At 61.3% G+C, this 26,648-nt stretch carries 16 protein-coding genes and 4 pseudogenes; 13 read left to right on the top strand and 7 right to left on the bottom strand.

Annotated elements, in window-relative coordinates; all coding sequences use genetic code 11:
* Nucleotides 1-46 precede the first annotated feature (46 nt).
* Entirely contained in the window at nucleotides 47-499 is a 453-nt protein-coding gene (locus BME24068_RS33790) for a VOC family protein (RefSeq protein WP_239007871.1), read from the top strand.
* A 16-nt stretch (nucleotides 500-515) separates the two neighbouring features.
* On the opposite strand, the pseudogene BME24068_RS33785 reads toward BME24068_RS33790, so the two are convergent.
* A pseudogene (locus BME24068_RS33785) lies at nucleotides 516-1,529 on the bottom strand (integrase core domain-containing protein).
* Here BME24068_RS33785 and BME24068_RS33780 point away from each other — a divergent pair.
* Nucleotides 1,528-1,776 (top strand): annotated as a pseudogene (locus BME24068_RS33780) (Hsp20/alpha crystallin family protein); the annotation flags it as partial. The pseudogenes BME24068_RS33785 and BME24068_RS33780 sit on opposite strands and share 2 nt — an antisense overlap.
* A gap of 16 nt (nucleotides 1,777-1,792) precedes the next feature.
* On the opposite strand, the gene BME24068_RS33775 reads toward BME24068_RS33780, so the two are convergent.
* A complete protein-coding gene (locus BME24068_RS33775; protein WP_096500044.1) occupies nucleotides 1,793-2,095 on the bottom strand; it encodes an H-NS histone family protein in 303 nt (100 codons plus the stop codon).
* Nucleotides 2,096-2,970: 875 nt separating this feature from the next.
* Here BME24068_RS33775 and BME24068_RS33770 point away from each other — a divergent pair.
* The gene (locus BME24068_RS33770; RefSeq protein ID WP_174928703.1) at nucleotides 2,971-4,248 is read left to right on the top strand and encodes a putative Na+/H+ antiporter; all 1,278 of its coding nucleotides are present in this window, start codon (nucleotides 2,971-2,973) and stop codon (nucleotides 4,246-4,248) included.
* 222 nt (nucleotides 4,249-4,470) lie between these two features.
* Here the strand turns inward: BME24068_RS33770 and BME24068_RS33765 are convergent, their stop codons facing one another.
* Nucleotides 4,471-5,979, bottom strand: coding sequence for an 8-oxoguanine deaminase (locus BME24068_RS33765; RefSeq protein WP_174928693.1), 1,509 nt, complete (start codon nucleotides 5,977-5,979; stop codon nucleotides 4,471-4,473).
* Nucleotides 5,980-6,358: 379 nt separating this feature from the next.
* Between BME24068_RS33765 and BME24068_RS33760 the strand changes: the two are divergent.
* Nucleotides 6,359-6,707, top strand: a pseudogene (locus tag BME24068_RS33760) (IS30 family transposase); the annotation flags it as partial.
* Nucleotides 6,708-7,602: 895 nt separating this feature from the next.
* Nucleotides 7,603-9,174 (top strand): AbgT family transporter, encoded by a 1,572-nt coding sequence (locus BME24068_RS33755; RefSeq protein WP_174928692.1) that lies wholly within the window; start codon nucleotides 7,603-7,605, stop codon nucleotides 9,172-9,174.
* Between the two features lie 368 nt (nucleotides 9,175-9,542).
* Here BME24068_RS33755 and BME24068_RS35610 read toward each other — a convergent pair whose 3' ends face one another.
* The 3 genes from BME24068_RS35610 to tssH form a co-directional block, all read right to left on the bottom strand.
* Complete coding sequence (locus BME24068_RS35610; RefSeq protein WP_420887548.1) at nucleotides 9,543-9,920, bottom strand: helix-turn-helix domain-containing protein; 378 nt, start codon at nucleotides 9,918-9,920, stop codon at nucleotides 9,543-9,545.
* A 188-nt stretch (nucleotides 9,921-10,108) separates the two neighbouring features.
* Nucleotides 10,109-10,804: a response regulator gene (locus tag BME24068_RS33745; RefSeq protein WP_174928691.1), complete on the bottom strand. Its 696-nt coding sequence runs from the start codon at nucleotides 10,802-10,804 to the stop codon at nucleotides 10,109-10,111.
* A gap of 28 nt (nucleotides 10,805-10,832) precedes the next feature.
* Nucleotides 10,833-13,547 carry a type VI secretion system ATPase TssH gene (gene tssH / locus BME24068_RS33740; RefSeq protein ID WP_174928690.1) on the bottom strand — a complete coding sequence of 905 codons (2,715 nt, stop codon included), beginning with the start codon at nucleotides 13,545-13,547 and terminating at the stop codon, nucleotides 10,833-10,835.
* 387 nt (nucleotides 13,548-13,934) lie between these two features.
* Between tssH and BME24068_RS33735 the strand changes: the two genes are divergently transcribed.
* The 8 genes from BME24068_RS33735 (at nucleotide 13,935) to BME24068_RS33700 (ending at nucleotide 22,377) form a co-directional block, all read left to right on the top strand.
* Nucleotides 13,935-14,546: a TagK domain-containing protein gene (locus BME24068_RS33735; protein WP_174928689.1), complete on the top strand. Its 612-nt coding sequence runs from the start codon at nucleotides 13,935-13,937 to the stop codon at nucleotides 14,544-14,546.
* Complete coding sequence (locus BME24068_RS33730; RefSeq protein ID WP_420887547.1) at nucleotides 14,530-15,366, top strand: type VI secretion system accessory protein TagJ; 837 nt, start codon at nucleotides 14,530-14,532, stop codon at nucleotides 15,364-15,366. Before BME24068_RS33735 ends, BME24068_RS33730 begins: the two co-directional genes overlap by 17 nt.
* Entirely contained in the window at nucleotides 15,363-15,881 is a 519-nt protein-coding gene (tssE, locus tag BME24068_RS33725; RefSeq protein WP_096500060.1) for a type VI secretion system baseplate subunit TssE, read from the top strand. Before BME24068_RS33730 ends, tssE begins: the two co-directional genes overlap by 4 nt.
* A gap of 1 nt (nucleotide 15,882) precedes the next feature.
* A complete protein-coding gene (tssF, locus tag BME24068_RS33720) occupies nucleotides 15,883-17,763 on the top strand; it encodes a type VI secretion system baseplate subunit TssF (protein ID WP_174928688.1) in 1,881 nt (626 codons plus the stop codon).
* 2 nt (nucleotides 17,764-17,765) lie between these two features.
* Complete coding sequence (tssG, locus tag BME24068_RS33715; protein WP_096500522.1) at nucleotides 17,766-18,830, top strand: type VI secretion system baseplate subunit TssG; 1,065 nt, start codon at nucleotides 17,766-17,768, stop codon at nucleotides 18,828-18,830.
* Complete coding sequence (locus BME24068_RS33710; RefSeq protein WP_174928687.1) at nucleotides 18,827-19,825, top strand: type VI secretion system protein TssA; 999 nt, start codon at nucleotides 18,827-18,829, stop codon at nucleotides 19,823-19,825. The genes tssG and BME24068_RS33710 overlap by 4 nt, the downstream gene beginning before the upstream one ends.
* A 74-nt stretch (nucleotides 19,826-19,899) precedes the next feature.
* Nucleotides 19,900-20,934, top strand: a complete 1,035-nt coding sequence (locus BME24068_RS33705) for a fimbrial protein (protein WP_096500066.1) — start codon at nucleotides 19,900-19,902, stop codon at nucleotides 20,932-20,934.
* A 39-nt stretch (nucleotides 20,935-20,973) separates the two neighbouring features.
* Complete coding sequence (locus BME24068_RS33700; protein ID WP_239007870.1) at nucleotides 20,974-22,377, top strand: UDP-N-acetylglucosamine-transferase; 1,404 nt, start codon at nucleotides 20,974-20,976, stop codon at nucleotides 22,375-22,377.
* Between the two features lie 57 nt (nucleotides 22,378-22,434).
* On the opposite strand, the pseudogene BME24068_RS33695 reads toward BME24068_RS33700, so the two are convergent.
* A pseudogene (locus tag BME24068_RS33695) lies at nucleotides 22,435-25,485 on the bottom strand (RHS repeat-associated core domain-containing protein); the annotation flags it as partial.
* Between the last annotated feature and the right edge of the window lie 1,163 nt (nucleotides 25,486-26,648).

Raw genomic sequence — 26,648 nt, 5'->3', positions numbered from 1 at the left:
CCAGGAGGACAATACCCTCGCGCACATCCTTCAGAGGGAGTTCGCCATGATCAAGTTCCAGCCCGACGGGTGGCATACGGTTACGCCGCGTATCGTCGTAAGCGATCCGAAAAATCCCGTCGACTTCATCAACGCGGTGTTTCTGGCGCAGGGCGAATGCCGCGCGAGGCTGCCGGCCGAAGTCAGGATCGGCGATTCGGTCGTGATGGTCAGCGACGACGACGGGCTCCGCGATCCGCTGGCGGCGTTTCTGTATGTCTATGTCGAGGATGTCGATGCGACCTACCGGCGTGCCGTCGCGGCCAGGGCCGAGTCGCTCGAAGCACCGGCCGCGACCGTACGGCGACCAGCGGGCGATAGTGAAGGATGCGTGGGGGAATATCTGGCAGATCGCGACGCATCGGCGCGATCCGTCGGCCGACGAGATACGTGCGCGGCTAGCCGACGGCGGCGGGTAGTTCCAGTTCAAACCGTTTCCTGTATGTCCGCCGTGCCATGACACTACTTTTTCGCGCTCAGCTTTTTGATATCGTGAGGCAGGCCCGATTTCCGTTCCGGTCTTGGTTGGAAAATTCCGGCTCTTCGGGGCGACCCGAATCGGTCCGATCGGTACACTGGCGGGCCAATTCCGACGGTGTCATCCACTGCAATGCGGTGAAGACATGCCCCGTTATAGTACTCGTGCCGGACTTCGATTTTGCGTCTGGCGTCCTCCAGCGACAAGAACCCATGCGCGTTGAGGCATTTCTCCCGGAAGCGTCCGTTGAAGGAATCGTTTTTCGCGTTGTCGGTCGGCTTGCCAGGACGTGAGAAGTCAATCTCCGCACCATTCTCGTACGCCCATTTGTCGAGCGCCTTCGTCAAACAGCGCGTCCGCGACGAAATCCATACGCCAAATCTCGTTGATTGCGCTTACTGACTGCTTCGGTTGTCGGCGCCGGGCCGACTTGTTCCGACGGGGTCGCTTGTGGCGCAACGAAAGGCCCAGTTCGCGATACACGCGCTCTACCCGCTTATGGTTGTCTCGTCAGTCTCCCCGGCGAAGCATCACGGACACGCAGAGCACACCGTAATGCACCCGCACTTCCGTGATCTCCTGGATGCGCATTTCAAGTGCCCTTTGATCCCGCGCGACCGACTCGTAACGGTCGACCGTGCGGGACAGCGGCAACAACACAGGTCTGCCGCTGGCTTGCGCCGAAATGGCGCATCAAGTCCGTGATCAGTTCACGGCGTCGAGAAGGTTTCCGCGCTTTTTGACAACACATCCTGCAGCATGGCCTTGTCCGGCGACAGATCGGCTACGAGCCGCTTGAGCTTCGCGCTCCCTTCCTCAAGTTGCTTCAGCCGGCGCAGTTCCGAGGGCGACAGCCCGCCGTATTTCGTCCGCCAGTTGTAAAACATCGCGCGCTGATCCCCTGCTTGCCGGCAGACCTCCGCGACCGGCGTGCCTTCCGCCTGCTTCAACGCGTACGTAATCGGCCCCTCGGTAATTTGCTCTTCTTGACGGCATGCCCCCTGGTCTTGATGGCAACGTCATACTGGAATTTTCCGCTTCCAAGTGAGGCAGTTATACAGGACAGCAGTCTGAACATCGAGGCAGAGGCGGTGATTCCGACTCCATCCAGATTGCCTGTGCAGCACGATGAAGTGCGCTATTCACGCTTCCTGCGAGCCTTTACGCCCGGCCGGAATTTCGACGCCTCGCGCATCGACGCACAGCTGCGTGACGGAGTGCTCAAGCTGACCGTTCCGCGCCACGAGGGAGCAAAGCCACGACGTATTCGGAGTGTTATTCTGCGTCGGGAATCAAAAAGCGATCGCGGTTCTTCGCGTCCGCAATCCATTGAGGAGCTCTGCCGCGGCCGCTCCAGGTCGCACCGGTTTTCGGATCACGATACTTCGGTGCGATCGCTGCACGGGTGGGCGATACACCGGCACGGCGGCGACCGAAAATTTGATCGGCCGTAATCCCATATTCGGCGATCTGTTCACGAATCGTCGTGATGATGCTGTCCAACTCGGCGAGCCGAGCTTCTTCTGCTTGCCGCGCCAGCGTCTCTGCCTGTGCTTTAAGTTCGAGGTAGGTAGCCATAAATGGGATCAATCTCCTTTTAAAAGATGGCCGACTGTCTCGGCGTCGTTGGGCCGGACTGTCAACTACAACGTTCAAGTTATATTCGCGAGGTCATGGCGACGGTTGATCGTATGAACCTATAAATTTTAATTTTTTTAAGAGCAAATTTGTAATGTCGCATCCGAACAAAGTTGAAATGTCGTGATTCGAAGATTTAGGCACATGCTGGTGGCGGTTTGGACTGTCGGGGCGCAGGTTCGGGCATGCAATGGTCCGCGCCGGCGGCAAATGCGTCAATGCTTTCCTGCGGACGACCGGGATTCACGATTGCCATGATCGGCAGTCGTGGGCCGAGATGCTGGCGAGCGGTCGCATAATCTCTTGCACCGGCATGCTAGCGTTCGTCCATCGGACGATGAGCACATCGTACCGACCGTTTCGCAGCTTCGATTCGATCGTCACCGCCTTGATAAGCATGTCGCACTCGTGGCCCGCTGTTTCGAGGTGTCCTGGCATCGTTCGAGCGGCTCGCTCGTTGGTATCGACGTACGCGACCTTCATATCACGGTGTCTGCACGTCCAAAGAAAATACCGCCCCATGATATTGAGTGGACGATCATTTTTCAATTGCGCATTGGCTGAAATTTCGATGAAATTCCGCAAGGCTTGGCCTATCGATCGGAATAGGACGCGGCTGATTTTTTCGAGCCACCAACGTACTGTGCTCGATAATGGTTTTGGTGATCTCCCTCCATCCTCAGTCCGTCGTTGTTTTGCTCCACTCGATCGCGGTGAACCGACTCGAATTCGGAGTAATATCTCGTCGTTTCGCTGAGTTTCCGTCCAGTAGTCGACGAAATCTTTCATCCCAAGAATACATATCGGGAGAACTTATGCCTCATTCCGTCGAGGTCGCAGGCGCGATCATATTCGGTCTTGCGCTAATTCATACGTTTGTCGCAAAGCGGTTTGAAGTGCTGGCGCGTCACCATCCCCGCCATGCCGGCCTGTTCCATTTTCTCGGCGAAGTCGAGGTCGTATTCGGTTTTTGGGCACTCGTGCTGGTGCTCACGATTGGCATGCTCGTCGGGCCGAAGCAGGCGATCGGCTATGCCGAGTCGCGCGAATATACCGAACCGCTGTTCGTATTCACGATCATGGTAATCGCGGCGAGCCGGCCGATCCTCGAAGCCGTAACAGCCCTCGTCCTGCGTATCGCGCGGCTCGTGCCGGCCGATACCGAGCAGGCCGTGATCTGGCTGTCGGTCGCGCTGATTCCGCTCCTGGGCTCGTTCATCACCGAGCCGGCCGCGATGACGCTCGCCGCGCTGGTATTGCGAGATCGCTTCTTCCACGCGCAAATCGACGAGCAGTGGAAATACCTTGCACTCGGCGTGCTGTTCGTAAACATCTCGATCGGCGGCACATTGACCGCGTATGCAGCGCCGCCTGTACTGATGGTGGTGACCGCGTGGGGATGGGACAGCACGTTCATGGTCACGCAGTTCGGCTGGAAGGCTATGTTAGCCGTGCTCATCAATGCATCGTTGCTACTCGCCATCATTCGCGGTCCGCTGCATGCCGCGCGCGGCCAGGCGGCACCGGTCACGCAATCCGCGGAACCGCCAGACGCGGTGCGCATTCCGCTCGGCGTCACGCTGATCCATCTGGGCTTTCTTGCCGCCGTCGTGCTCACTGCCCATCATCCGGTGATCTTCATTGGATTGTTCCTGTTCTTTCTGGGGTTCACGCACGCATACGATCGCTACCAGTCGCAGTTGATGCTTCGCGAAAGCCTGCTGGTCGCATTTTTTCTCGGCGGCCTGGTCCTGCTCGGCGGTCTCCAGCAATGGTGGCTGCAGCCGCTCGTCGCTTCGATGAATGCTCATGCCCTTTACGTGGGAGCGCTTGGCCTCACAGCCGTGATGGACAACGCGGCAATCACTTATCTCGGTTCGCTGATCGCCGGCATTCCGGACGACGCGAAATACATGCTCGTCGCCGGTGCGGTGGCGGGCGGCGGACTGACCGTCATCGCCAATGCGCCGAACCCGGCGGGGCTCGCGATCCTGCGGCACGGGTTCAAGGACGAATCGGTCAGCGTGCCAGGGCTGCTGCTGGCCGCGATTGTGCCGACGTGCATTGCGTCGGCAGCGTTTCTGTTGCTGTAACACTGGGCGCACTTCACGCGCGCGGCGACCGTAGAGCAATTATCGTTGGCGCAAAGGACAATGCCAACGAGGTCGAACTTCGCGGCCGTCCAAAGTGGTCGATCTGGCCTATAGCGTCGGAATTGACCCTGAACCGGACTATTTCTTGGGTCAGGGTCAATTCGACAACGATGCCTCTCGCAGGAATGTCCGATGAAAAGCGTCAACGGGGATCGCTTACAATCAAGCGGCGACTAACTGCCGTGCAAGGGTATTGTGTTTTTCGACGACCTTGGAGAGGTCGACCGTAACGACGTTGCCGCCTTCTACCACGACGCGCCCGTTGACAATGGTGTAAGCAGCTTTTCCCGGATCGCAAAATACCAGCGACGCGACAGGATCGTGCCCGGCGCCTGCGAGGCCGATCGTATCCAACCTGAAAATTGCCACGTCGGCCATCATCCCTGGCGCGATCGCACCGATATCGTCCCGGTTGAGATTCTTCGCCCCGCCAAGCGTCGCGATTTCCAGAGCCTCACGCGCCGTGAGCGCCTCCGGGCCGAACCCGACGCGTTGCAGCAGCAGTGCCTGACGCACTTCGCCAAGCATATCGGACGTATCGTTGGAAGCCGAACCATCGACGCCGAGGCCGACATGCATGCCGGCGTCCAGCATGCGGCGGACGGGAGCAATCCCGGAGCCGAGTCGCATGTTGGAGCATGGGCAATGTGCGACCCCGGTTCCGGTGCGGGCAAAGAGTTCGATACCGTGCCGATCGAGCTTGACGCAGTGTGCATGCCACACATCGTGGCCGACCCATTCGAGTTCTTCGACATACTCGGCCGGCGTCTTGTTGAACATCTTCCGGCTGTATTCGATGTCGCTGACATTTTCCGCCAGATGCGTATGCATGGACACGTTATACGCACGTGCCAATTTGGCTGAGTCACGCATGAGTTGCTGGCTCACGGTAAACGGGGAGCACGGTGCGACGACGACACGCAGCATGGCGCCTCTACTGTCGTCATGGTACGTTTCGATCACGCGCTGGGTGTCGCTGAGGATAGCCTTTTCATTTTCGACCAGATCGTCCGGCGGCAGTCCTCCTTGCTTGCGTCCAACACTCATGCTGCCTCGGCAAGCGTGAAAACGCATGCCTATTTCCCGTGCCGCCTCGATACTGTCGTCCAGTTTGACCCCGTTGGGATACAAATATTGATGATCGCTGGTCGTCGTGCACCCGGACAGCATCAGCTCGGCCATGGCCGTCTGAGTAGCAATCCTCATCATTTCGGGGGTTAGTTTTTTCCAAATAGGATAGAGCGTCGTAAGCCATTTGAATAGCTCCCCATCCTGTGCATTGGGGACGACTCTCGTCAAACTTTGAAACATGTGATGATGCGTGTTGATCAGGCCGGGAATGACGATGTGCCCTCGCAGGTCGATGACGCGATCCGCAGTCGCGGGCATGTGTTGATCGTCCCCAACGGCTACGATCGTGTTTCCTTTGATATAAATGCTTCCCCGGCGAATCTCGCGTCGTTGTCGGTCCATCGTAACGACGACATCCGCGTGCTTCAAAAGCAGGGTTCCGTGTTGATCCGGCGTGGACAGCGGGGGGGCGGCGATCGGGGAAGGCCCGGCTTCCGAAGTAGCCGGCAGTGCGGCAAGCAAAGGCGTGGACAAAAGCAGGCGACGCAGACGATCCGGTTCATTCGTGGTGTGATTCGGCACTATGCGGGTTTCCTTCATGAGTGAGAGGCGAGAATCTGATAGGCATGGATATCCGCCGGCTCCGCAAAGGAGCGGCGCACGAAAGCACGCCGACCGCATGATCGCGTAAACGTATTGATCGGCCTGATAGGCCCAGGCTGAAATTCGGAGACCGGTTTGAAGAAGACCATCGGTATCCCAACGGAGCGCGCTCTTGAATCTCCGGACACCCGACACCTCCAAGGCGGAGCTCCACCGCCGATTCAAGTCATGAAGGCCTTTGTCGGTCGGCATCGCGCACCTTCGGAAGGTAGTCTCATGTCATTCCGACACAGGGACGCAAAGCGGATTCAACCGGTCGTCGCAACACCCTGATCAAGGAGGTGTTGCATGGCGCAAAGTGCAAAGTGCAAAGCGGGTGTATCAGTTGACAGGGCGAGGAGCAATGCCCTCGCCGGGCGCACCGTCGCTTCGGCATGAAACCGAGCGGCTATTTTGGATAGCATATCCAAAGACTTAGGGTGCGTGAGATGACCTGCCGTATAGGGCGCAGCCCATCAACCGTTTCGCGGAAGCTCACGCGCAACGCTGCACCTCGTGGTGGTCATCTCGAGTATCGTGCTTCGGTCGCGCAGTGGAAGGCGGAACGGTTTGCCAAACGACCCAAGGCAGTGAAACTGGCGACTAACGCGCGGCTACACCACTACGTACAAGAGCGTCTGGAAAGCAAAGTGCGTGACGCTGAGGGTCGTGAGAATGCCGGACCTCGGCAGGCGCCGTTCAGGGCGAGCTACGAGACGTTGCCGCGTACGCAGTTTCTAACGTAGCTGACGATCCTCGATTCGCTGGCAGTGTCGCCGGAACGCGGGCAGTCGACCGTGCAGCGGCTAGATGCAAAAATCAAAGAAGCGAAGGAATTGGGGCACGACGGGCTCGTGAGCGGGCTCGGCAATGTGGAAAAACGTTGTGGAGCGGAGAGTCAGATCGAGGAATACTTCTTCCTCGAGATCCGCGCCGCGTTCCCCGGTAATCCACGATGCCCCCCCCAAAAAAACCCCGCCTCGGATTCGAGGCGGGGGAACGGGAGCGCTCCATGCTCACCTGGTTAAACGCGCCGGAGGGACGCGAGGCAAATGATGTCGCATCGGGCCCGCCCCGGAAATCGGCAAAGGCCGAAAACAAGCCAGGGAAATGACGCGGCCACGCGAAAGATCAAAACGTCGCGCCGACTTCGCCTGTCGCGGCAAAGCAGCCGGATCGTACGCGGCATTCTCGTTAAGGCGTTGGACGTCGCGCAAGAAAGTGTCCCGTGGCGAGCGATCGTTGCGTACGTCTCATGATGCGTCGCGCGATCGACATCTCGGATTTTCAGACTTCGCCGATTTTCGGGGCGGGCCCGATGCGACATCATTTGCCTCATGCCCCTCCTGACGCATTCAAACCGGGTGAGCATGGAGCGCTCCCGTTTCGGATTCGAGGCGGGGGCTTTCGAGCCGGAATGTATCGATTTTCACCGAGCATACAACCCGCCCCCAACCGCACTTTCGACGGCGCGCCGGGTCAAGAACGCCCCGACGCCGGCATACCCGGGTACCTGCGGCGAGATTCGCGGCATTGCCCGACACTCATGCGTGTTCCCAGCCCTCTGCCCAGTTCCTCATCATGCACGAAGCATCATCACCTCAGAAGCGAATCGGCCTGCTCGGCTTCATCGAACGTGTCGGCAACCTGTTGCCACACCCAGTCACACTGTTCGCAATCATGTGCGTCATCGTGCTCGCGAGTTCCTCGCTCGCTGCCAGATTCGGCATCAGTGCTGCCGACCCGCGCGCATCGACGCCCGATGCAGTCATCACAGTCATCGATTTGCTTACCGCCGATGAGATCACGCGGCTGCTCACGTCACTTGTCGGAAACTTCACCGGCTTCGCTCCTCTCGGGACCGTACTTGTATCGCTGCTGGGTGTGGGTGTCGCCGAGCGTAGTGGCCTGATCTCCGCCGCAGTGCGAAAAACGGTTTTCGCGGCACCCCGCAGCACCGTCACTTATGCAGTCGTCTTCGCTGCCGTGATGTCCAACGTCGCGGGCGAACTCGGTTACGTCGTCCTGATTCCGCTCGCCGCGGCCACATTCCAGACTCTGGGGCGTCATCCGCTCGCAGGGATTGCCGCCGCATTTGCGGGCGTATCGGGCGGATACAGTGCGAACCTGCTGCTCGGCACGGCCGACCCGCTACTTGCCGGCATCACGCAAGCCTCCGCGCAGCTCGTCGATCCGGACTACACCGTCAGCGCAACCGCCAATTGGTATTTCATGGCAGCCAGCACCCTCATGATCACAGTGGTCGGCGCACTCGTCACGGAGCGCATCGTCGAGCCGCGGCTAGGCGCCTACCGACCAGATCCTATCGACACGCAATCCACGGCACAGTCCGCGGCCGAGATGCCGGCACGCCTGTCTCCGCGCGAGAACCGCGCGTTATTTCATGCCTGTTGCGCGCTGCTTGTCGGCGGCATCCTGCTCGTTCTTTCCATCATGTGGCCCAACTCCCCGCTGCGAGACGACCTTGGCACGCTGGGCCCGAACGCGCCGCTGTATGGCACCATCGTCGCACTGATCTTCCTGTTCTTCCTTGTGCCGGGCATCGTCTACGGCATCACGGCCCGGACCATCCGCTCAGATCGCGACATCATCGATGCGATGTCGACGACCATGTCGTCCATGGGCACCTATATCGTCCTGGTGTTCTTCGCTGCACAATTCATTGCATTCTTCAATCGGAGCCAGCTCGGCCCTATCGTTGCCGTGACGGGAGCCGATCTGCTGCGCGCCATTGATCTTCCTGCTCCCATGCTCTTCATCTGCTTCATCGCGATTTGCGCATTGGCAAACCTCGCGGTTGGCTCGGCATCCGCCCAATGGGCACTGACAGCTCCCGTGTTCGTTCCCATGCTGATGTTGCTCGGCTTTTCACCGGAAATCACGCAAGCCGCCTATCGAATCGGCGATTCCGTCACCAATCTCGTCACGCCAATGATGAGCTACTTCGGACTGGTCGTCGCAGTTGCGTCACGCTACCGGAAAGATATCGGCGTCGGCACACTGATGTCGACGATGGTTCCGTACTCCGCCCTGTTCTTCGTGATATGGAGCGTGATGTTCTGCGTTTGGATTTTCGCACTGGAATTGCCGGTCGGCCCGGGAGCACCGCTCCACTATCCGGCCGCCAATTGAATCGCACCGACTTCCTTCGGCCCCTCATGACGCAAGCGGTGGCCCACGGCCGGCCGGGTGCCGGAAGAACTCGCGTTCGTTGCCCACGGCAGATGCCGCAGCCCATCCGAAGACAAGGAGACGAGGCCGGAGCGACGGCACGCTCGATCCGCCGGTGCGCAAATCGCCGATAGAGAGAAAACCGCCGGCCACGCATCGCCGCGCGCCGGTGGATCATTCACCGATCCGTGGAATTGAACGATGGAATCGATGTCGTGCCGCCGGCAATTCCCCATGGAATACGGCATAACGACTTGCTGATCGTTGCCGGGACTAATGAACGCACAGCACAAGATCGGCGGCGAAAGTAGCCGCCATTCGGAAACGAGTCATCCAACCCGTTGGGTTCGCCACCACTCCGTCGGCATGCGCTTCATGGCATGCTGTTCGATACCGTTGATCGCGCCCCGACTCAACCCAAGGCGCCGGCTTACCGCATGAAGCGGTGTCTCACGCAAGCATTCCATCACATACATTTCGAAAGCGTTCGTATAGCGCCTTCCGGGGTCCGCCCACGGCACCCGGATGGTGAGGCAGCCATGCTCCGGGCACTTGATGCGCGGCACTTCGCCCCATACGATCGTCCGGTATTCGCACGTATCGAGATGACGCCAGCGCCTGCTTCGCATGTCGTATCTCGGGCAGTGGAGATTGCACAGCGGACAAACGAGACGCGTATCGACACAAATAGCTGTATGGATGAACAAGATTTCCTCGAATTCATCGAACGAGGTCGTCCTGATTTCCCATGGAAAAGAAATTTCAGGAAAAAGCGTGCAAAATTCCCGCTTACTGGTTAGCAATTCACGGCACCATTAACATATCGACAATCATTCATTGCTTACCGCGCGTCAGGTTCCGATTCATTTTCATTTTTTCTTATCGTCGTCCGGATCTACGGCGATTCCGCCCGGTAGCAGATGGGGGAATGCATGACAAGCGTTCGATCGGCGTAGCGTTGCATGATCGTCGCCAGCTCGACTTCGTTTCGGGCACCCAGCTTTTTCATTCCCGCGTTTTTCTGGTTGCTGATCGTCTTCCGGCTACGCTTCAATCTTTCGGCAATCGCCGCGATCGACATTCCGGCGCATATCATTCTCACGACGGTTGCTTCCTTCGCCGACAGCATCTCAATGCGTGTTCCATTGCGCCTCGAATGAGACTCCGCGAACAATGCCTGGCTTTTCAGGGAGCTGGACAGGTATTCCCCGCCGCTTCTGACGGTGCGGATCGCCGCCGCGAGATCCACGTAATCCTCGCCGCCCTTGCCGATGAAGCCGGCCGCGCCGGCATCGAGCGCCTTGGAAACGATATATGCGGAAGCGTGCGAACTGAGAAACAGGACACGAGTGCCGGGAAACGTGCGTCGAATCCGCACCAGTAGATCGAGACCGTCCGGGTAGGGATCGCCCTCGAATTCATAGTCGCAGACGAGAACGTCCACCGGCTTTGCCGCAAGCATGTCGAGCAACTGACCAATCGACTCGCTTTGAAAGCGCATCTCTATGTCGATGCTGGCCGACAACAGATACTCGACGCCACGCAGAATAAGCGGATGGTCGTCTGCAACGCCTACCGTAATCTTCCTCACGAACTCACCCTGACCCTGACCGGAAAACTCACGCACATTCGCCTGCCGTCACGGTTCGTTGCATGTCGCCTGCTGCCCGGAACGCCAGCGCGTCCGCAGGCCCCGCCTCCGGATCGATCACCTCCAGCACGATGCGCGCGATCGTATCGCGCGACGCCAGCGCATCGAGCCAGTATCGGGCCAGACTAGGTAGTACGTATTGCTCGATAAAACCGATCAGGATGCGCGCACCGGTCTCCTGGACCAGGCAGCGTCCCACGATATAGTCGACCACGTCCGCCGCGTAGGTCAGTTCGACCCCGTTGTTTTCCGCCATCCGCCGAACCACGGCGTCCATATGCAGGCGCACGATCTGCGCCAGGGAATATTGGCTGAGCGGGCGATAAGGCACCACCGTTACCCGGCCAAGAAATGCGGCGGAAAACACCTTGAGCAAATCGGGCATCAGCGTCGAGCGCAAATCGTCCATATCCGGAGCCAGCATGTCGTCCGCGCAAAGGCTGGCAATCAAATCGGAACCAACATTGCTCGTCATCAGGATCGTCGTATTGCGGAAATCGATATAGCGCCCATCTCCGTCTTCCATGTACCCTTTGTCGAATACCTGAAAGAACATCTCGTGAACGTCCCGATGCGCTTTCTCGATCTCGTCGAGCAACACGACCGAGTACGGCCGACGACGCACCGCTTCCGTCAGCACCCCGCCCTCGCCATGGCCGACGTAGCCGGGCGGTGCCCCTTTCAGGCCCGACACGGTATGCGCTTCCTGATACTCGCTCATATTGATCGTGATCAGGTTCTGTTCGCCGCCGTATAGCGCGTCGGCGAGCGCGAGCGCGGTTTCGGTCTTGCCGACGCCAGACGGACCGGCGAGCAGGAACACGCCGAGCGGCTTGCGCGGATCGGCAATCCCGGCACGCGCGGTCTGCACGCCGTCGCCGATCCGGCGCAACGCCTCATCCTGACCGATCACGCGAGCGGCAAGCGTCGCGGGCAATACCCTCACGGCGGCGATCTCGTCGGTCACCATGCGTCCGACCGGAATGCCCGTCCAGTCCGAAACGATTTCCGCGACGACCACTTCATCCACCTCCGGAAAAACCAGTGGGCCACGCGTCTGGAGATCCGACAACGTCTTTTCGAGCGTCCGCAGTGCATCCATCGAAATATCGGTCTGCGTCTGCGTCTGCGCATCGGCGCCGCGCACGCCGCTCAGCGCCGCGCGCGCACTCACGAGTTCCGCCGCCGCCGCGGCCTGGGCTTGCCAGGCCGTCTCGACTGCGTGCGCCTCGACTTCGAGCCGGGCGATGTTCGCATCGACATCCGCCAGCGAGCCGTCGCGGCCGAGCCCGATGCGCGCCTCGCGGCCGAGCAGTTCGGCTTCGACGCGTGCCGCCAGCAGTTTCTCGCGAATCCGTTGCAGTTCACGCGGCGGCGCATGCTGAGACAAGGCAACGCGCGCGCAAGCGGTATCGAGCAGGCTGATCGCCTTGTCGGGCAACTGGCGCGACGGAATATATCGATGCGACAGCGCGACCGACGCGCGGATCGCTTCGTCAAGCACGACGACGCCGTGGTGCTCGGCGAATACGTCAGTGAGACCACGCACCATATCGACGGCGGACTGCTCGTCGGGCTCTGCGACTTGAAGCGTCTGAAACCTTCTCGTCAGCGCCGGATCCTTTTCAATGTATCGCTTGTATTCGGACCACGTGGTCGCACCAACCATGCGCAGCATGCCGCGCGCCAGCGCCGGCTTGATCAGATTGGCCGCGTCTCCCGTACCCGCCTGTCCGCCCGCACCGATCAGCGTGTGAATCTCGTCGACGAACAGGACGATCGGCGTTGACGACTTCGACGCCTCTTCGAGCACCGACTTCAACCGCGCCTCGAATTCGCCCTTCATGCTCGCGCCCGCCAGCAGCGCTCCCACGTCGAGACTCAACAGCCGGACCTCGGCCAGCTTCGGCGGCACATCGCCGGCCGCGATCGCGAGCGCCAGCCCCTCGACGATCGCCGTCTTGCCCACCCCGGCATCGCCGGTCAGAAGCGGATTATTCTGACGGCGCCGCATGAGCACGTCGATCATCGTGCGAATCTCGAGCTCGCGTCCCACGACCGGATCGATCTCGCCGGCGCGGGCATGCGCGGTCAGATCGATACAGAATCGCGTCAACGCCGCCCCTTTCCCGGACTCGCCCCGCAAGCCCGAAGCCTCGCCCGGAATCGCATCGAGGAAATCGCTCTGGTCGTACGGCTGGTCGTCTGCCTCCGGCGATCCTGCAATCCAGCCCGGCAACGCGTCGACCAGCCCGTCGACAGGTATCTTCACGAACGCCGGCGAAATCGAAAGCAGTACGCGCCGCAATTCCGGCGTCTCGACAAGCGCGGCCATCAGCCATGCACCGCGGATCCGCTTCTCGCCGAACGAAAGCGTCGCAATCACCCAGGCCCGCTCGATCGCCATCTCGATGTGATGCGAAAAGTCGCTGAGCGAGCTTGCTCCCGACGGCAACGCAGCCAGCGAGGCCAGCATGTCCTTTTCGAGTGACGCGCGGTTCACCTCGCAGTGCCTGACAATGCGAAGCAGATCACCGTCAGCCTGTGCAAGTTGCTGATGCAGCCAATGCACCAGTTCGACATAAGGATTGCCGCGCAACTTTGAAAAGGACGTCGCGGACTCGATGCTCCGGAAGAGTGTCGTCCCGAGCTTTCCGAACAGCGCATGACGTGAGATAGGCATTTTTACGTAACGATAGAATATTGCGGCCGACAAAATGCCGGCCCGAAGCGGTTCCGAATCCGATGCTCGAACCTGCGCAAGCGCATCGCGATTCCGGGCAGCATGCCCAACCGGAAGCTTATTCCGTCGCCCGCGGCATGTATTTAGGCCATTGCCCATATTTCCCCTTCTTCCGACGCAGTAGCATTTCGTTCGGGTCATGCGGACGATTGACCGTGCTCCGCTTTGTCGACTTCGCGCCGGGCGAAGCGTTCGCCGCATACCCGCCGTGCCTTTCGCGTAACGATTGCCGCACAGCTTTCCCCGTCGCAAAAGCCGAACGGCAATGCGTGCGTAACGTGGTGTTTCGTGGTGTTTCGCGCCGCGTGATTCGACTTCCGACTTCATATGGACAACCTTGCATCGCCCCCGATAGACACCGCCCCAGTCTCACGCACCTGCACTGCCGGCGACCGCGATCCCGATGACTTTCCACTCGCCCGTCGCGGTTCTTTTACGCCTGCAAACGACCGAATCGATGCACCGTGGCCGGACAGGCCGATCGACATCGACGAATCGGACCCGCTCTCCGTGCTGACGTTCGAGTTCCGGCAAGCGCTCCTGCATCCGGGGGGCGGCAACGCGTCGCAGACCGGCATGGCCCTGAGCGACGACACGCCGTCGGACTCGTTTTCCGGACCGGCCTTTGCTGCGCCCGTGGATCATTCCGCGGCCGGATCGTCCGTGCTCGGCTTGCTGACGGCCGGCAAGAGCATCGATACATTGCTCGGCTGCCTCGCCTCGACCGAAACGACCGAAACACCCCCGATCTTCGAGATGGCGCAGCGGCACGACATCCTTGTCCTCCTCGCGCCGCCCGGCATCCGTGCCGACCGTGTCGTCACCGTTGCCCCCCTAACGCGCGAGGAGCATCACATGTTCAGCGTGGACAGCCGCATCGCGTTGTCCGGTTCCGTCGAAGATCTAACACTCGCCCCCCAAGATGAGCTTCATCGCTGAATTTTCCGCATCGTCCCCCGCCACGCTTCAAGGCATGCTCGGCACGCTAACCTTCGACGACTGGAAAGCGAACATCGTCAGCAACGTGAAGCGACGTCCTTCGGACGTACGCCTACGCTGGCTGCTATTCGAACTGCTGTGCGTCGACGGTGAATGGGATCGGGCGCTGCGGCAATTGCAGACGTGGACCATGCTGGAGTCCGAGGGCACCTCGCGCGCGCAAATGTATCGCGAGCTGATACGGTGCGAGAACTTGCGTACGGCGGTATTCGACGGTCGACGCACACCGAACGGAATCGATCCGTTACCGCCCTGGGTCGATACGCTGACGCGCGCCAATGCGAAACTGGTCGACGGCGACATCGCCACTGCCGACGTGCTGCGCGGCGCCGCGCTCGGCGACGCACCGGCGACGCGAGGGCATTGCCCGCAGGTCGGCGATTTCGCGTGGCTGACCGATAGCGACACCCGCGTCGGACCGATATGCGAACTGGTCGTCGCGGGCGGCTATCGATGGATACCGTTCGACGAGATGCAAACACTCACGCTCGGCCCGATTACCTCATTGACGGATCTCGTCTGGCGCTCGGCCGTGATAAGCCTGCGCAACGCAACCGTATTGCGCGGCTTTCTTCCTGTGCGCTACCCGGGGTCCGAAAACGGACCTGCCTCGCTCAAGCTCGCACGCGAAACCACCTGGAAGGATATCGGCATCACTGCCGTGATCGCGCTCGGGCAGAAAACCTGGAGTTCCGACAAGGGCGATATCGGACTTCTCGACATCAGCGAATGCCGATTCAGCCACGACGAACACGCATGAGCACCGCCAAACCTCGACACCGTCCGACATACATGCCGTCGCTCCTCGACCGTCTGATCGACGACGCCCCGCAACTGCGGCGCGAACATCGGGAAATCGAGACGCTCGACAGCGAAGGCATGCGTCACCTCATCCGGCGCGACTTGAGCCTGCTTCTCAACACGACGAACCTGGACGACGAACTCGACGCGACTCGCCATGCCGCGGCGATCGACTCGGTCGTCAATTACGGCATTCCGCCGCTCTCCGGCAACTATCTGGCCAATCGCGACTGGAACGTCGTCGAGAAGGCCATTCGCACGGCAATCGTCCGTTTCGAACCGCGCCTGTTGCCCGACTCGCTACGAATCCGGCCGGTCCAGCACGAAGATTCGACCCAATACAACCGCTTGACATTCGAGATCAGCGGCCTGATGCATTGGTCCCCCATCCCCGTCGAATTTCGCATTCGCAGCATGCTCGACATGGAAATCGACCGGGTCACGTTCGACACCGACGCTCTTCAGGGTCAATGACATGAATTCACGATTTCTCGATTACTACAGTCGCGAGCTGACCTTCATGCGCGAAATGTCCGGCGAATTCGCCGCCAGACATCCTAAAATCGCGCGCCGCCTCGGCCTGGAAGGCATCGAAGTCGCCGACCCGTATGTCGAACGGCTCATCGAAGCCTTCTGCTTCATGTCGGCGCGTACCCAGATCAAGCTCGATGCCGAATTCCCGCGCTTCACCCAGCGCTTGCTCGAGGTCGTCCATCCCAACCATATCGCGCCGATGCCGTCGATCGCCGTCGTCAAGCTGCGCCCCAGCCTGCGAATCGGCAATTTTTCGAACGGTGTGAACGTGCCGCGTCATAGCGTCTTTCGCTCGGCGATCCCACCGGGAGAACAGACGGCCTGCGAATTCCGCAGCGGCCAGGACGTGACGTTGTGGCCGATCGAGCTTGTCGACGCGAAACTGACGACCGTGCCGCCGGGCCTACCCAGGATCGAAGACCGATTGCGACCTGCTTCGACGTTGCGCAGCGCGCTGCGCCTGCGGCTGCGCACGACCGGCGATGTCGCATTCAGTCAGCTCACGCGGCTCGATCGTCTGCCGATCTATATCGGCGGCGACGAACGCATCGCGTCGCATCTGTTCGAACTGGTGCACGCCGCCAGCGTCGCCTCGGTGATTCGCGCCTGCGACGCACCGTACGGCGCGGGACATGTGGTTTCCACCGCGCCGGTCGAATTCGAAGGCCTGCGGCCGGATCAGGGATTGCTGCCGCTCGCGTGGAACGCATTTCACGGACACAACCTTCTGCAGGAATATTTCGCGTCGCGCCAGCGTTTTTATTTTTTTGCGTTGACCCAGCTTGCGCCGGGCCTGGCGAATATCGACGGCAAGGAAGTCGAAATTGTGCTGCTGCTCGACCGGCTTCCGGATGAGCTTGCCGCGCACACCGATGCTTCCCGCTTTCATCTGTTCTGCACGCCGGTCATCAATCTGTTTCGCAAGCAGATCGATCGCGTCGAGATCAGTCGCGCGCATCCCGACCATCATCTTTTCGTCGACCGTACGCGGCCACTCGACTACGAGATCTTTTCCGTCTCGAGCGTGATCGGCAGAAAGACCCAAACATCCGAGGAAGTTGCTTTCCAGCCGCTTTACCAGACCGTGCACACCGATCCTGGCAACAACGGCAGGTATTTCTCGGTGCGCCGGGAACCCCGCATGCTGTCGACCGATGCGCGCAAATACGGCACCCGCACGCCGTATGTCGGCACCGAGGTCTATCTTTCTCTCGTCGACCAGGCCGATGCGCCCTATGCTGACGACATTCGCCATCTTTCCGTCGATGCGTGGGTCACCAACCGCGATCTGCCGCGCCTCCTGCTTGCCAACGACAAGACAAATCTCACGGTGTCGGACTCGCTTCCGATCGACCGCGCCAGCCTCGTCCATTCCCCGAGTTCGCCGCGCGCGCCGTATGCCGATGGAAAAACGGCATGGCGTCTGATCCGCCAGCTCGGCTTCAATTACATGCCGTTGACCGAACTCGATCGCGGCGCCTGCGGGCAAGCGTTGCGCAACATACTGAGCCTGTTCGCCGCACCGGACGATCGTGAGCATGCCCGACAAATCGAAGCGCTGGTGGGCGCGCATTACGCCCCCGTCGTCCGGCGACTGCCGAACCCGGGCCTGCTCGTATACGGGCGAGGCGTATGCTGCGAACTGACCTTCGACGAAGCCGGCTTCTCCGGCATCAGCCCCTACCTGTTCGGCCTCATCCTCGAGCATTACGTCGCCCGTCACGTATCGGTCAACGTCTTCACCGAGACCGAACTGCACTCGATGCAACGCGGCCTCATCGCGAAATGGCGGCCGCGGACGGGCGGACGCAGGGCCATCTAGACATGCGTGCACGCCCCTCCAAAGCCGACGCCGGCGCAAGCGGGCCCGTCGACGTTCAGGCACTCGCCGCCTGGTTCGATCGGCACGCCCCGTGGGAGTCCGGCTTCCTGCCACTGCTGCGCGCCATCGCCGCGCGCACGCCGCATGCACCCGCGCCGGGCACGGCCCGTCTGCCGAACGAAGAGTGCTTCCGCATCGGGCAACAGCCGACCATGGCATTCGCGCCGCGTGAAATTGCGTCGATGGACGTACGCGACGGCCGCTTCGATATTCGTCTGTTCGGGCTCGGCCTGTGGGGACCGCAAGGGCCGATGCCGTTGCACATGACGGAGCTGGCCTATAGCCGCGCCGAAAGCAATCAAGACCGCACGCTCGCCCACTTCGTCGATCTGTTCCATCATCGCGCGCTGACCCAGTTCTATCGCGCCTGGGCGTCCGCGCAGGCCACCGCGTCGCTGGATCGCTCCGACGAAACATTTTCGTTTTACATTGCGAGCCTGGCAGGGCTCGACCCGGCCGAAGCCGCGTGCTCCCCCCTGCCCACGCACGCACGCTACGGCGCTGCCCCCCACCTCGTTTGCGAGGCCCGCCATCCGGACGGCATCGTCGCGACGCTCTCGCATTACTTCGGCGTGCCCGTCGACATCGAGGAATTCGTTCCGCACTGGATATACCTGACCGAATCCGATCATGCCAGGCTCGGCGTTCGAGGCTCCGCCGCCACCATGGGCGATGGCGCACACCTCGGCGAAGCCATTCCCGACCGGCAACACAAATTCCGTCTGGTGATCGGTCCGCTCGATCTCGATCAGTATCAGCGCCTCATGCCCCACGGCGCCGACTTCCATGCGCTCGTCGAATGGATCAATACCTTCGTCGGCTATGAATACGCATGGGAGGTCAAGCTGCTGCTCCGGCCGGAAGCCGCGCCGCCCGCCTGCCTCGGCCAGCCCCAGCGCCTCGGCTACGCCCTGTGGCTCGGCGAAAGCACGAGCGAACAGCCCGTGGTCGGCATGGTGTTCGATCCCGAACAATACTGCAACCGCTCCAGAGATTTCCAGACATGAATCCTCATTCATTCACCGTCGAGCAGCGCTACGCCGATGTGCTCGAACCGATCGACGCCGACGCACCCTGCGGGCCCGATCTCGAATACGACCCGGCTTTCGCGATGCTGATGGCCGCCGTGGCACCTCGCACCGAAGTACAGTACGGCACCTTCATCGACGCCTCTCAGGCCACCAACTGGACCGAGGCGGAGCGAGACTGCCGTGCGCTCCTGCTGCGTACGAAAGACATCCGTCTTGCGCTTGTCCTGCTGCGATGCAGGATCCGGCTGAACGGCGCGGCGGGGCTGCGCGACGGACTGACCATACTGGGTGCGCTTCTCGAACGCTACGGCCAAGCGCTTCATCCCGTCCCGATGCTCGACGGCGAACCCGATGCCGCGGTCTATTCGAACGCGATCGCGGCCTTGGCCGATCCCGAAGGCGTGCTCGGCGATGCGCGCGACATTCCGATGCCCTCGACCTCGGGTCTGCACCTGCATCTGCGGGACATCGAGAAGGCATTCACGACCCCGCGCCAAAAAGACGCGCTCGCACCGGAAACCGCCAGCCGCTTGCTCGATGACTGGTGGACACGACACGACGCCGGGATGCTGGCGCTCGTCGATGCGCAACGTCGCGCGGCAAGCATCGACACCTGGTGCGAGACAACGCTCGGCGTCGACGCGCCCGATTTCGATCCGCTACTGAAACTACTGATGCCGTTCGATCAGCTGTCGCTCGACGACGCCCCTGCCGCTGCGCCAGACGCCACCAAAACGATCGGCGCCATGCCCGCCACCGCAATGCCCGTGCACGCGACGCCTCTCGTCGATCGCCGGACTGCACTGGAGACCATTCGGGAAACACGCACATGGTTCGAACGTCATGAACCGAGCAGTCCTGTGATCGTCCTGCTGCGCCAATCCGAACGCATGGTCGGCAAACGCTTTTCCGAGCTCGCACACATCATTCCGGCCGATCTGCTGGCCGCATGGGACGAAGCCGAGCAATAACCCCGGCACGCGTCAACCGAATCGGGGCAACCACGCCTATTCCCGTTACATTTAGTCAATCGCGACAATTTTCGATGAAAAGCATCATTCGGCTTCTGATCCTAGCCAGCCTCGGACTCTCACATATCGCATCCGCCATCTGCCTGCAACTGACGGACGAACAGATCGCCGGGGAGGTCGCGGCAGATCCCGCGGGATATACGGGCTACAAAACCTTGTCACGCACGGTACTCTTTCCGGAATCCACAGTATCGATCAACCCTGATCTTCCCAACGGTTCGTTGATCGCAACAGGCACCACCGGTGCGCTTGCCGTCCGAGCCGCCATCGTGCGCTGCGTCGGCGGCGGCTCCATGACGGCCCCATATACCACCAGCCCGCTGAATCCGGTTCCGGCCTACCCCGACTACTACGAAACAAACGTGCAGGGAATCGGCTTCCGTCTTCGCTACATCAGAAGCGACGGCACGCCAGTCGATTTTCCGCTTACGTTAAATATCGCCCCGGAAACCGGTAACACGCCGGCGACGTATGGCGTTCTCGAGCGCGGTTCCCGATTCGATATCGAACTCATCAAAACGGGAGACCTGTCCGCGGGACAGTCGATCGTCGAGTTTACGGGCTATGTTAGCACGGGACACGGCAATGACGGCAAGACAGTTCTGACCATCGGCAGCGGTTCCGTCCGCGTCAAGATCCTGCCGAGCTGCAAAGTCGACAGCAGCGATCAGAACATCGACTTCGGCACCTTCGGTCCATCCGACGTCTCGGCTACCGCCGGGCCGACGCGATCCGTGGATTTCACCGTGCGCTGCACCGGCCCGACGCCGCCCGCATCGATCACCGCCATGCTCGACGGCACGGCGGACCTCGAAGACAGCAGCATGTTGAAAAACAACGGCGCGACGCATCTCGCGATCCGCCTGAAGGAAATTTCCAGCGGCACCGTGCTACGCCCCGGCGACGCCACCAGTACGATCACCCATGTTCCGGCCGGCAACATGCAATCGCCGTTCTCGCTCGAGGCGACGGTCCTTCGCGTCGGAAGCGCGACGCCGACTGTCGGCAAGATCCAGGCGACCGCCACGATCGTCATGACCGTTCTCTGACCTGAACCACACCGACGCCACGAACCGGATATCAAATTCATGACTGCATCATCGGCCACGCAACCCAATTCGATTTTCGTTCAGATCGCGAGCTATCGCGATTCACAGTTGATTCCGACGCTGCTCGATCTGATCGACAAGGCGAGAAAACCCGATTTGCTGCGCATCGTCGTGTGCTGGCAGCACGCATCCGACGAAACACCGGGTGCGTTCTGGCGACAAGGCTTCGGGAAATGGCGAGTGACGACGGCAAACGGCTGGGCTCGTCATCTGCTGGAGTATCGCGGCGCCGTCGTCGAGCTCATCGACGTGCCGCATCTGCAGACCCGGGGCGCCTGCTGGGCGCGCAACCTGATTCAGCAATGCTATGGCGGAGAACGCTACACGCTGCAGCTCGATTCGCATCACCGCTTCGTCGACCACTGGGACACCATCGTGATCGACATGCTGGAATCGCTGCGCGACAAAAGCGAAAAACCCGTTCTCACCGCCTACCTTCCGGCATTCGATCCCGAAAACCATGCTGCTCCGAACGGACCGCCCCAGTTCATGTGCTTCGATCGATTCGGCATCGAAGGCGTCGTCATGTTCCGAGGCCGCCACCTGCGCGCCGATGAATCGGGTACGCAGCCGGTCATGGCACGCTTCTACAGTGCACATTTCGCGTTCGCGGACGGCCATTTTGCCGAGACAGTTCGGCACGACCCCCAGTTCTTCTTTCTGGGTGAGGAAATTTCCATCGCCGCACGAGCGTTCACGCATGGCTACGATCTTTACCATCCGCACCGTGTCATCGCCTGGCACGAATACACGCGCCGGCATCGGGTCAAGATGTGGGACGACCACACCGATCAGGCGAAGCAAAGAGGGGAAATCGACGCGCACTGGGTTGAACGCGACATCATCGCCTATCGGCGCAATCGCGCGTTGCTGGGCGTGGATGGTCAAACGTACGATCCGGCGGACTTCGGCCCGTACGGACTGGGCACTCGGCGCACGCTGGCCGAATACGAGGCCTATGCCGGTATCCGTTTTGCGTGTCGTGGCGTCCACGAAGCCACGCTGAATCACGAGCCGCCCCAGTCGCCCGGGACCTGGCATCCCAACGATCCGGCATGGCAAGCGCGGCTGCGCCGCGCCAACGACGTTCGCGTCTGCCTGCATCGAAACACGTTCGACACGTTCGCGACCGTTCAACCCGGACACGGCGCACTGTCATCCGCGGTGTCAGCCGTCGTCACGATTCACGACGCAAACGGCCTCGAGCTGCATCGAGAAACCATCGAGACCCACCGCCTATCCGAGCACCGAACGGACGATTGGCTCGATCTTCACGTCATCTTCGTATCGGCACTCGAACACGCTCCAAACCGATACACCGTCGAATTGCTCGATAGCAGCGGCAATCTGCTGAGCCGGGTCGAGCACGCTGTCATCGTCTGATATCCGCATGTCGGCGAAACGCGGAAAGCGCTCCGGTTTCGCCCGACCTCGCGGGTTACACCACGACGACGGATTCGGTGCGTAGTGGTAAGGGCTCGTACCGCCGTCGCACGCACGATCGGGACTGATGTAGCGTCCCACGTCGGGGTCGTAAAAACGTGCTCCGTTGTAATGCAACCCCGTTTCGGCATCCGCGTATTGTCCCGCGTAACGCAGAGGCTGACCGATTGCGACGACGCCGCCCCACGCCCGCGTGACGGCCCCGCCCCAGGCGCGGGACTGTGCGTGCCATACGACATCGCCCGCGTCATCGGTGAGCGCGATCGCGCTACCGACTCCGTCGGTATGATAGTGATAGACTTCGACACGCTCGGCCTCGGCGCCGTCGGCCGGGACCTGGTCCACGCAAGCGAGCGGCGCGAAGCCGGCGGCCCCTTCCGGCTCAGGCTGATACAGATACGTGCGCAGCATAGTCGCGCATTGCTCCTGAAGCAGCCGATACCCTTGCCATACGTAACGAATCAGTTCGTCCTGCATCGGGGTTCCCGACTTCGGCGCCGCATCGGATTCGACGCACTTCAAGATACGCCGGCCGAGCGCATCGTATCGATAGCGCACGGTGCGGCCGTTCCGATGTACGGCGATCATTCTTCCCTCCGCGTCCCACACGAACGACGATGTCCCATCGCGCCCTATCTTGCGCGCCAGGTTTCCCCATACGTCGTATTCGTAGCGATAGCCGCGACATTCGCGTATCCGGTGATCCGAATAGACGGCAGGAAGCCAGTTCCCGCCGGGGGCGTCGAGCAGATTGCAGGCGGCATCCCATGCGAAATACTCGATACCCGCCTGGTCCGACACCCGCCGCAACAGACAACCGCGCCGGTCGTAGTCAAACCAAACCGGATCGCCAACGGGGCCGCCTGTCCGGGCGATCAGGCCGTCCGGCCCATACTCCGCTTCGCGCCAAAGACGCATGTCTCCCGCGCCTTGCGCCGGGTTCCCGGCCGGGTCGTCGCTCGTCACCGAACGCCACCATACGGGAAGCCCCGTCGGGGAATAGCCCGTGTGGGTCCGCAAACGGCCTTGCGTACGCGCGATCGGACGCTGCATCGCGTCATACCAGAAATCAGCGATCCGGCGATCGTCCAGCTCGACACGAACGATGTCTCCCGTTGCAAGCCTGGGCGTCAGCACCGTCTGGCCTTGCGGCAACCGGGTCGCGATTGGCCGCCCCGCCGCATCGTATGTATGCCGCAGGCAGCCGTTCGCACCTGCCTCTTCGATCAGGCGCCCCTGCTTGTCGTATCGGAAACGAACTTCGTCGGCACCGATACCGAGCCGCTCGCCTTCCGTCGTCGGCGTGCGCTCCACAACCTCGAGTTCGTCGCGTGCAGTGTAGCGATACGTATAACGACAATGCAGCGTCACGCGCTCGACGAGACGTCCCGCCGCATCGTAAGAAAACGTCTGTTGACGCTCTTGCGTACCGGCAGTCGACGTGACGCGGACGAGTCGCCCCGAATCCGTGTAGTCGAAACGGTGCGCCACGCCATCCGCATCGGCGATCGACAGGCAATGACTCGCCCCCCATGTCAGCGTTCGGACCGCACCGTTCGCGCTTTCGACACGAGTCAGCCGGCCGTGCGCATCGTAAAGCCGCGCGGTCCAGTGCCCCTCCTCGTCGACCGTGCGCACCACCTTGCCGCGCCGATCGCGATACCAGTGCCGGCTCCTGCTCCCGTGGCCCCAACAGGACGTCAGCTGGCCTGCCGCGTTCCACACGTAACGCTCCGTACGACCATCGGGACAGGTGATGGCCAGCGGCCGGCCCAACCCGTCCCGTTCGATTCGCGTCGTCGTACCGAGCGCGTCGGTCATGCCGACGACATGACCATCGCCATCGTATTCGTAGTGCGTCGCGTCGCCGTCGGCCGTCGTGCACCGTGTCATGTTTCCCCAGGCGTCGTATGCGTAGGTGCGTATCGCACCCTGGACATCGATCGTCCGAGCGATGCTGCCATCCTCGTCATACTCGAAGCGGGTGGATTCTCCGGTCGGTGCCTGATAATGCACCGGCCGCAGACGGTCGTCGCGCACCCACATCCACGTCCTGCCGTCGCTCATCGACACCGCCACCGGTTCGTGCGTAGCAAACGCATAATGGGTAGTACGGATCGCGCCCAACGGATCGATTTCCCTGGCAACGCGCCCAAACGAATCGTATTCGAAGCGAACCGTCCGCCCGCCCGGCAATTCGGCACGCACCGGCAAGCCGGCATCGCGGTAGTCGAAGCGGTAGCGGTGCCCGTCGAAATCCACGTAAGCCAGCACACGGCCGGATGAATCGTATTGCCAACTGGCTTCATGACCGAATACATCGGTCACCCGGCTGACACGACGATCGATATCGTAGACGAATCGATCGCATTCGCCCTCCGACGTGGCGCGCTCGATCACGCGCGCGACATCGCCGATCGTCTCCCAGGCATAGCGAGTCGTCATGCCCAGCGAATCGGTTTCCTCCACGATTCTGCCGTCCTGCCATGCGAAGCGGCGCACGATCGCGCCGATGCGATTGCGCACCTCCGTCAACTCGCCGCTCCGGCTATAGCCGTACTGGACGACCGGGCCGACGCGACCGCCATCGACGCATTCGACCGCGCCGAGACGCGCGGCCCCATTCATCGCGTAATGCATCTTCAGTTCGTGCCCGCATGTTCCGCGCATGCCGGTCAGCCTCCCGTCGGCGTCCCAAATGCACCCGATCCTCTGCCGGTTCAAATCCTCGACATACTTCAAGCGCGCGATTCCGTTTTCGTCGAAATGGCCAAACACCCGATAGTTAGGCTTCGTGTCCGCAACCACGAAACGACCGTCCGGTAAATGCGCGAGATGCAGTTGCTCCTGTACCGCGATCACCTGCGTGCCGCGCTCCGGAAACGGAAGATCCAACGCATTGCCGCGCTCGTCGGTATAGACGACGCGTGTACCGATCCGATGGAGCGTGACCTCCCAGCGGGTGCGCCAGCCGACCCCGAGCAGGCCTGCCGCGCTACACGAGCTTGCATAATGGCGGGACCATCGAATCGGGAAACGGCCCGGCATCGAAAAGTCTTTTTCGCTATCGTAAAAGCAGCGCTTGCTGCCGGAAATCGCATCGACCGAGCCGCCTCGAATACCAGACAGCGCGTCGCGCATGCCATAGCGATCGACTGCGTCGCCGAGCCCACCAAGGCGCTCGATCGCAGGGCTCGAACCTGCGAACGGCAGCAGGATGCCAGGCATTCTGGCCAGCTCCGCTCCCAGTCCGGAAATTCCGCCGAAATTCACTTCGTCATCCTTTTTTCATTTCATCCGCAGTCGTGCATACGGGACGAACCAAACCGGATCGAACTCCGCATGCCGGCACGGCCCATGCCAGCGAAGCCGCCGAGCGAAACGCCTTAAAACCATGTACGTTCCGATGACGACACACCGGACCAACACGACCCGCCCCCGAACTCAGCCGTTCAAACACCTTCTCGCAGTTGGACAAGATCGATAAACCCTGGTGTTGACGGTACTGGTATTGGAGATGGGCAAACAGGATCGCCGCGCTCCTCAGTCGGGCCCGAGCCGTCTATCGCGCCCGCCCGGCAATACCGGCGGCATCGATAGGCCCCGCTCGAATGGCCCGCTGCGAAAGGACAGGCACCCGGACCGAAACGGCAACGGAGGCTGGCGTAGCCACAACGGACGCGGTGATGCGCCGCCGCCCTCTCCGCTTAACACCTCTCCGGAGAACAAGAATGGATCGAATCGCCACGAAATGTCCTGTCGCTGCCCGCGTTGCTGGCGCGTCGTCGTTCGGGGATCGGGACCCGATCCCCGAACGATCGCCCCGGCAGATAGATGCAATGGGCAGCCGCCGAACTCACGTCGCCCCATGCCGCCACCTTCCCGTCGATCGGGGCCGGCGACGAACCAGATGAAATCCCACCATCCGGCCCACGGCATCTCCCGCGCGGGCTGATCCAACCATAGCGAATATCGCTCTCGGAACGATAAGGGATAACCTCCGGTCACCTTCAATTCCGGCTTGCCTTCCTCGAGCCGACGTCGCGGCCTTCGATCCCGTTCTCCAGACCGGCGTCGCCGTGCGCGGCAAGCTCCGTGAAACTCGGTGTTGGTGTTGGTGTTGGTGTTGGTGTTGGTGTCGGTGTCGGTGTCGGTGTCGGTGTCGGTGTCGGTGTCGGTGTCGGTGTCGGTGTCGGTGTCGGTGTCGGTGT

Source organism: Burkholderia anthina, assembly GCF_902498995.1.
GTDB classification, from domain to species: Bacteria; Pseudomonadota; Gammaproteobacteria; order Burkholderiales; family Burkholderiaceae; genus Burkholderia; species Burkholderia anthina.
Note: the sequence above shows the minus strand (reverse complement) of the source record. Positions and strands in the feature narration are given on the sequence as shown.

Excerpts from the sequence above, each read along its gene's own strand:
- BME24068_RS33710 (WP_174928687.1), top strand. The coding sequence starts at position 18,827 with ATGAATCCTCATTCATTCACCGTCGAGCAGCGCTACGCCGATGTGCTC.
- BME24068_RS33700 (WP_239007870.1), top strand. The coding sequence starts at position 20,974 with ATGACTGCATCATCGGCCACGCAACCCAATTCGATTTTCGTTCAGATC.
- tssH (WP_174928690.1), bottom strand. The coding sequence starts at position 13,547 with ATGCCTATCTCACGTCATGCGCTGTTCGGAAAGCTCGGGACGACACTC.
- BME24068_RS33705 (WP_096500066.1), top strand. The coding sequence starts at position 19,900 with ATGAAAAGCATCATTCGGCTTCTGATCCTAGCCAGCCTCGGACTCTCA.
- tssG (WP_096500522.1), top strand. The coding sequence starts at position 17,766 with ATGCGTGCACGCCCCTCCAAAGCCGACGCCGGCGCAAGCGGGCCCGTC.
- tssE (WP_096500060.1), top strand. The coding sequence starts at position 15,363 with ATGAGCACCGCCAAACCTCGACACCGTCCGACATACATGCCGTCGCTC.
- BME24068_RS33755 (WP_174928692.1), top strand. The coding sequence starts at position 7,603 with ATGCACGAAGCATCATCACCTCAGAAGCGAATCGGCCTGCTCGGCTTC.
- BME24068_RS33765 (WP_174928693.1), bottom strand. The coding sequence starts at position 5,979 with ATGAAGGAAACCCGCATAGTGCCGAATCACACCACGAATGAACCGGAT.
- BME24068_RS33730 (WP_420887547.1), top strand. The coding sequence starts at position 14,530 with ATGAGCTTCATCGCTGAATTTTCCGCATCGTCCCCCGCCACGCTTCAA.
- BME24068_RS33735 (WP_174928689.1), top strand. The coding sequence starts at position 13,935 with ATGGACAACCTTGCATCGCCCCCGATAGACACCGCCCCAGTCTCACGC.
- BME24068_RS33775 (WP_096500044.1), bottom strand. The coding sequence starts at position 2,095 with ATGGCTACCTACCTCGAACTTAAAGCACAGGCAGAGACGCTGGCGCGG.
- BME24068_RS33770 (WP_174928703.1), top strand. The coding sequence starts at position 2,971 with ATGCCTCATTCCGTCGAGGTCGCAGGCGCGATCATATTCGGTCTTGCG.
- tssF (WP_174928688.1), top strand. The coding sequence starts at position 15,883 with ATGAATTCACGATTTCTCGATTACTACAGTCGCGAGCTGACCTTCATG.
- BME24068_RS33790 (WP_239007871.1), top strand. The coding sequence starts at position 47 with ATGATCAAGTTCCAGCCCGACGGGTGGCATACGGTTACGCCGCGTATC.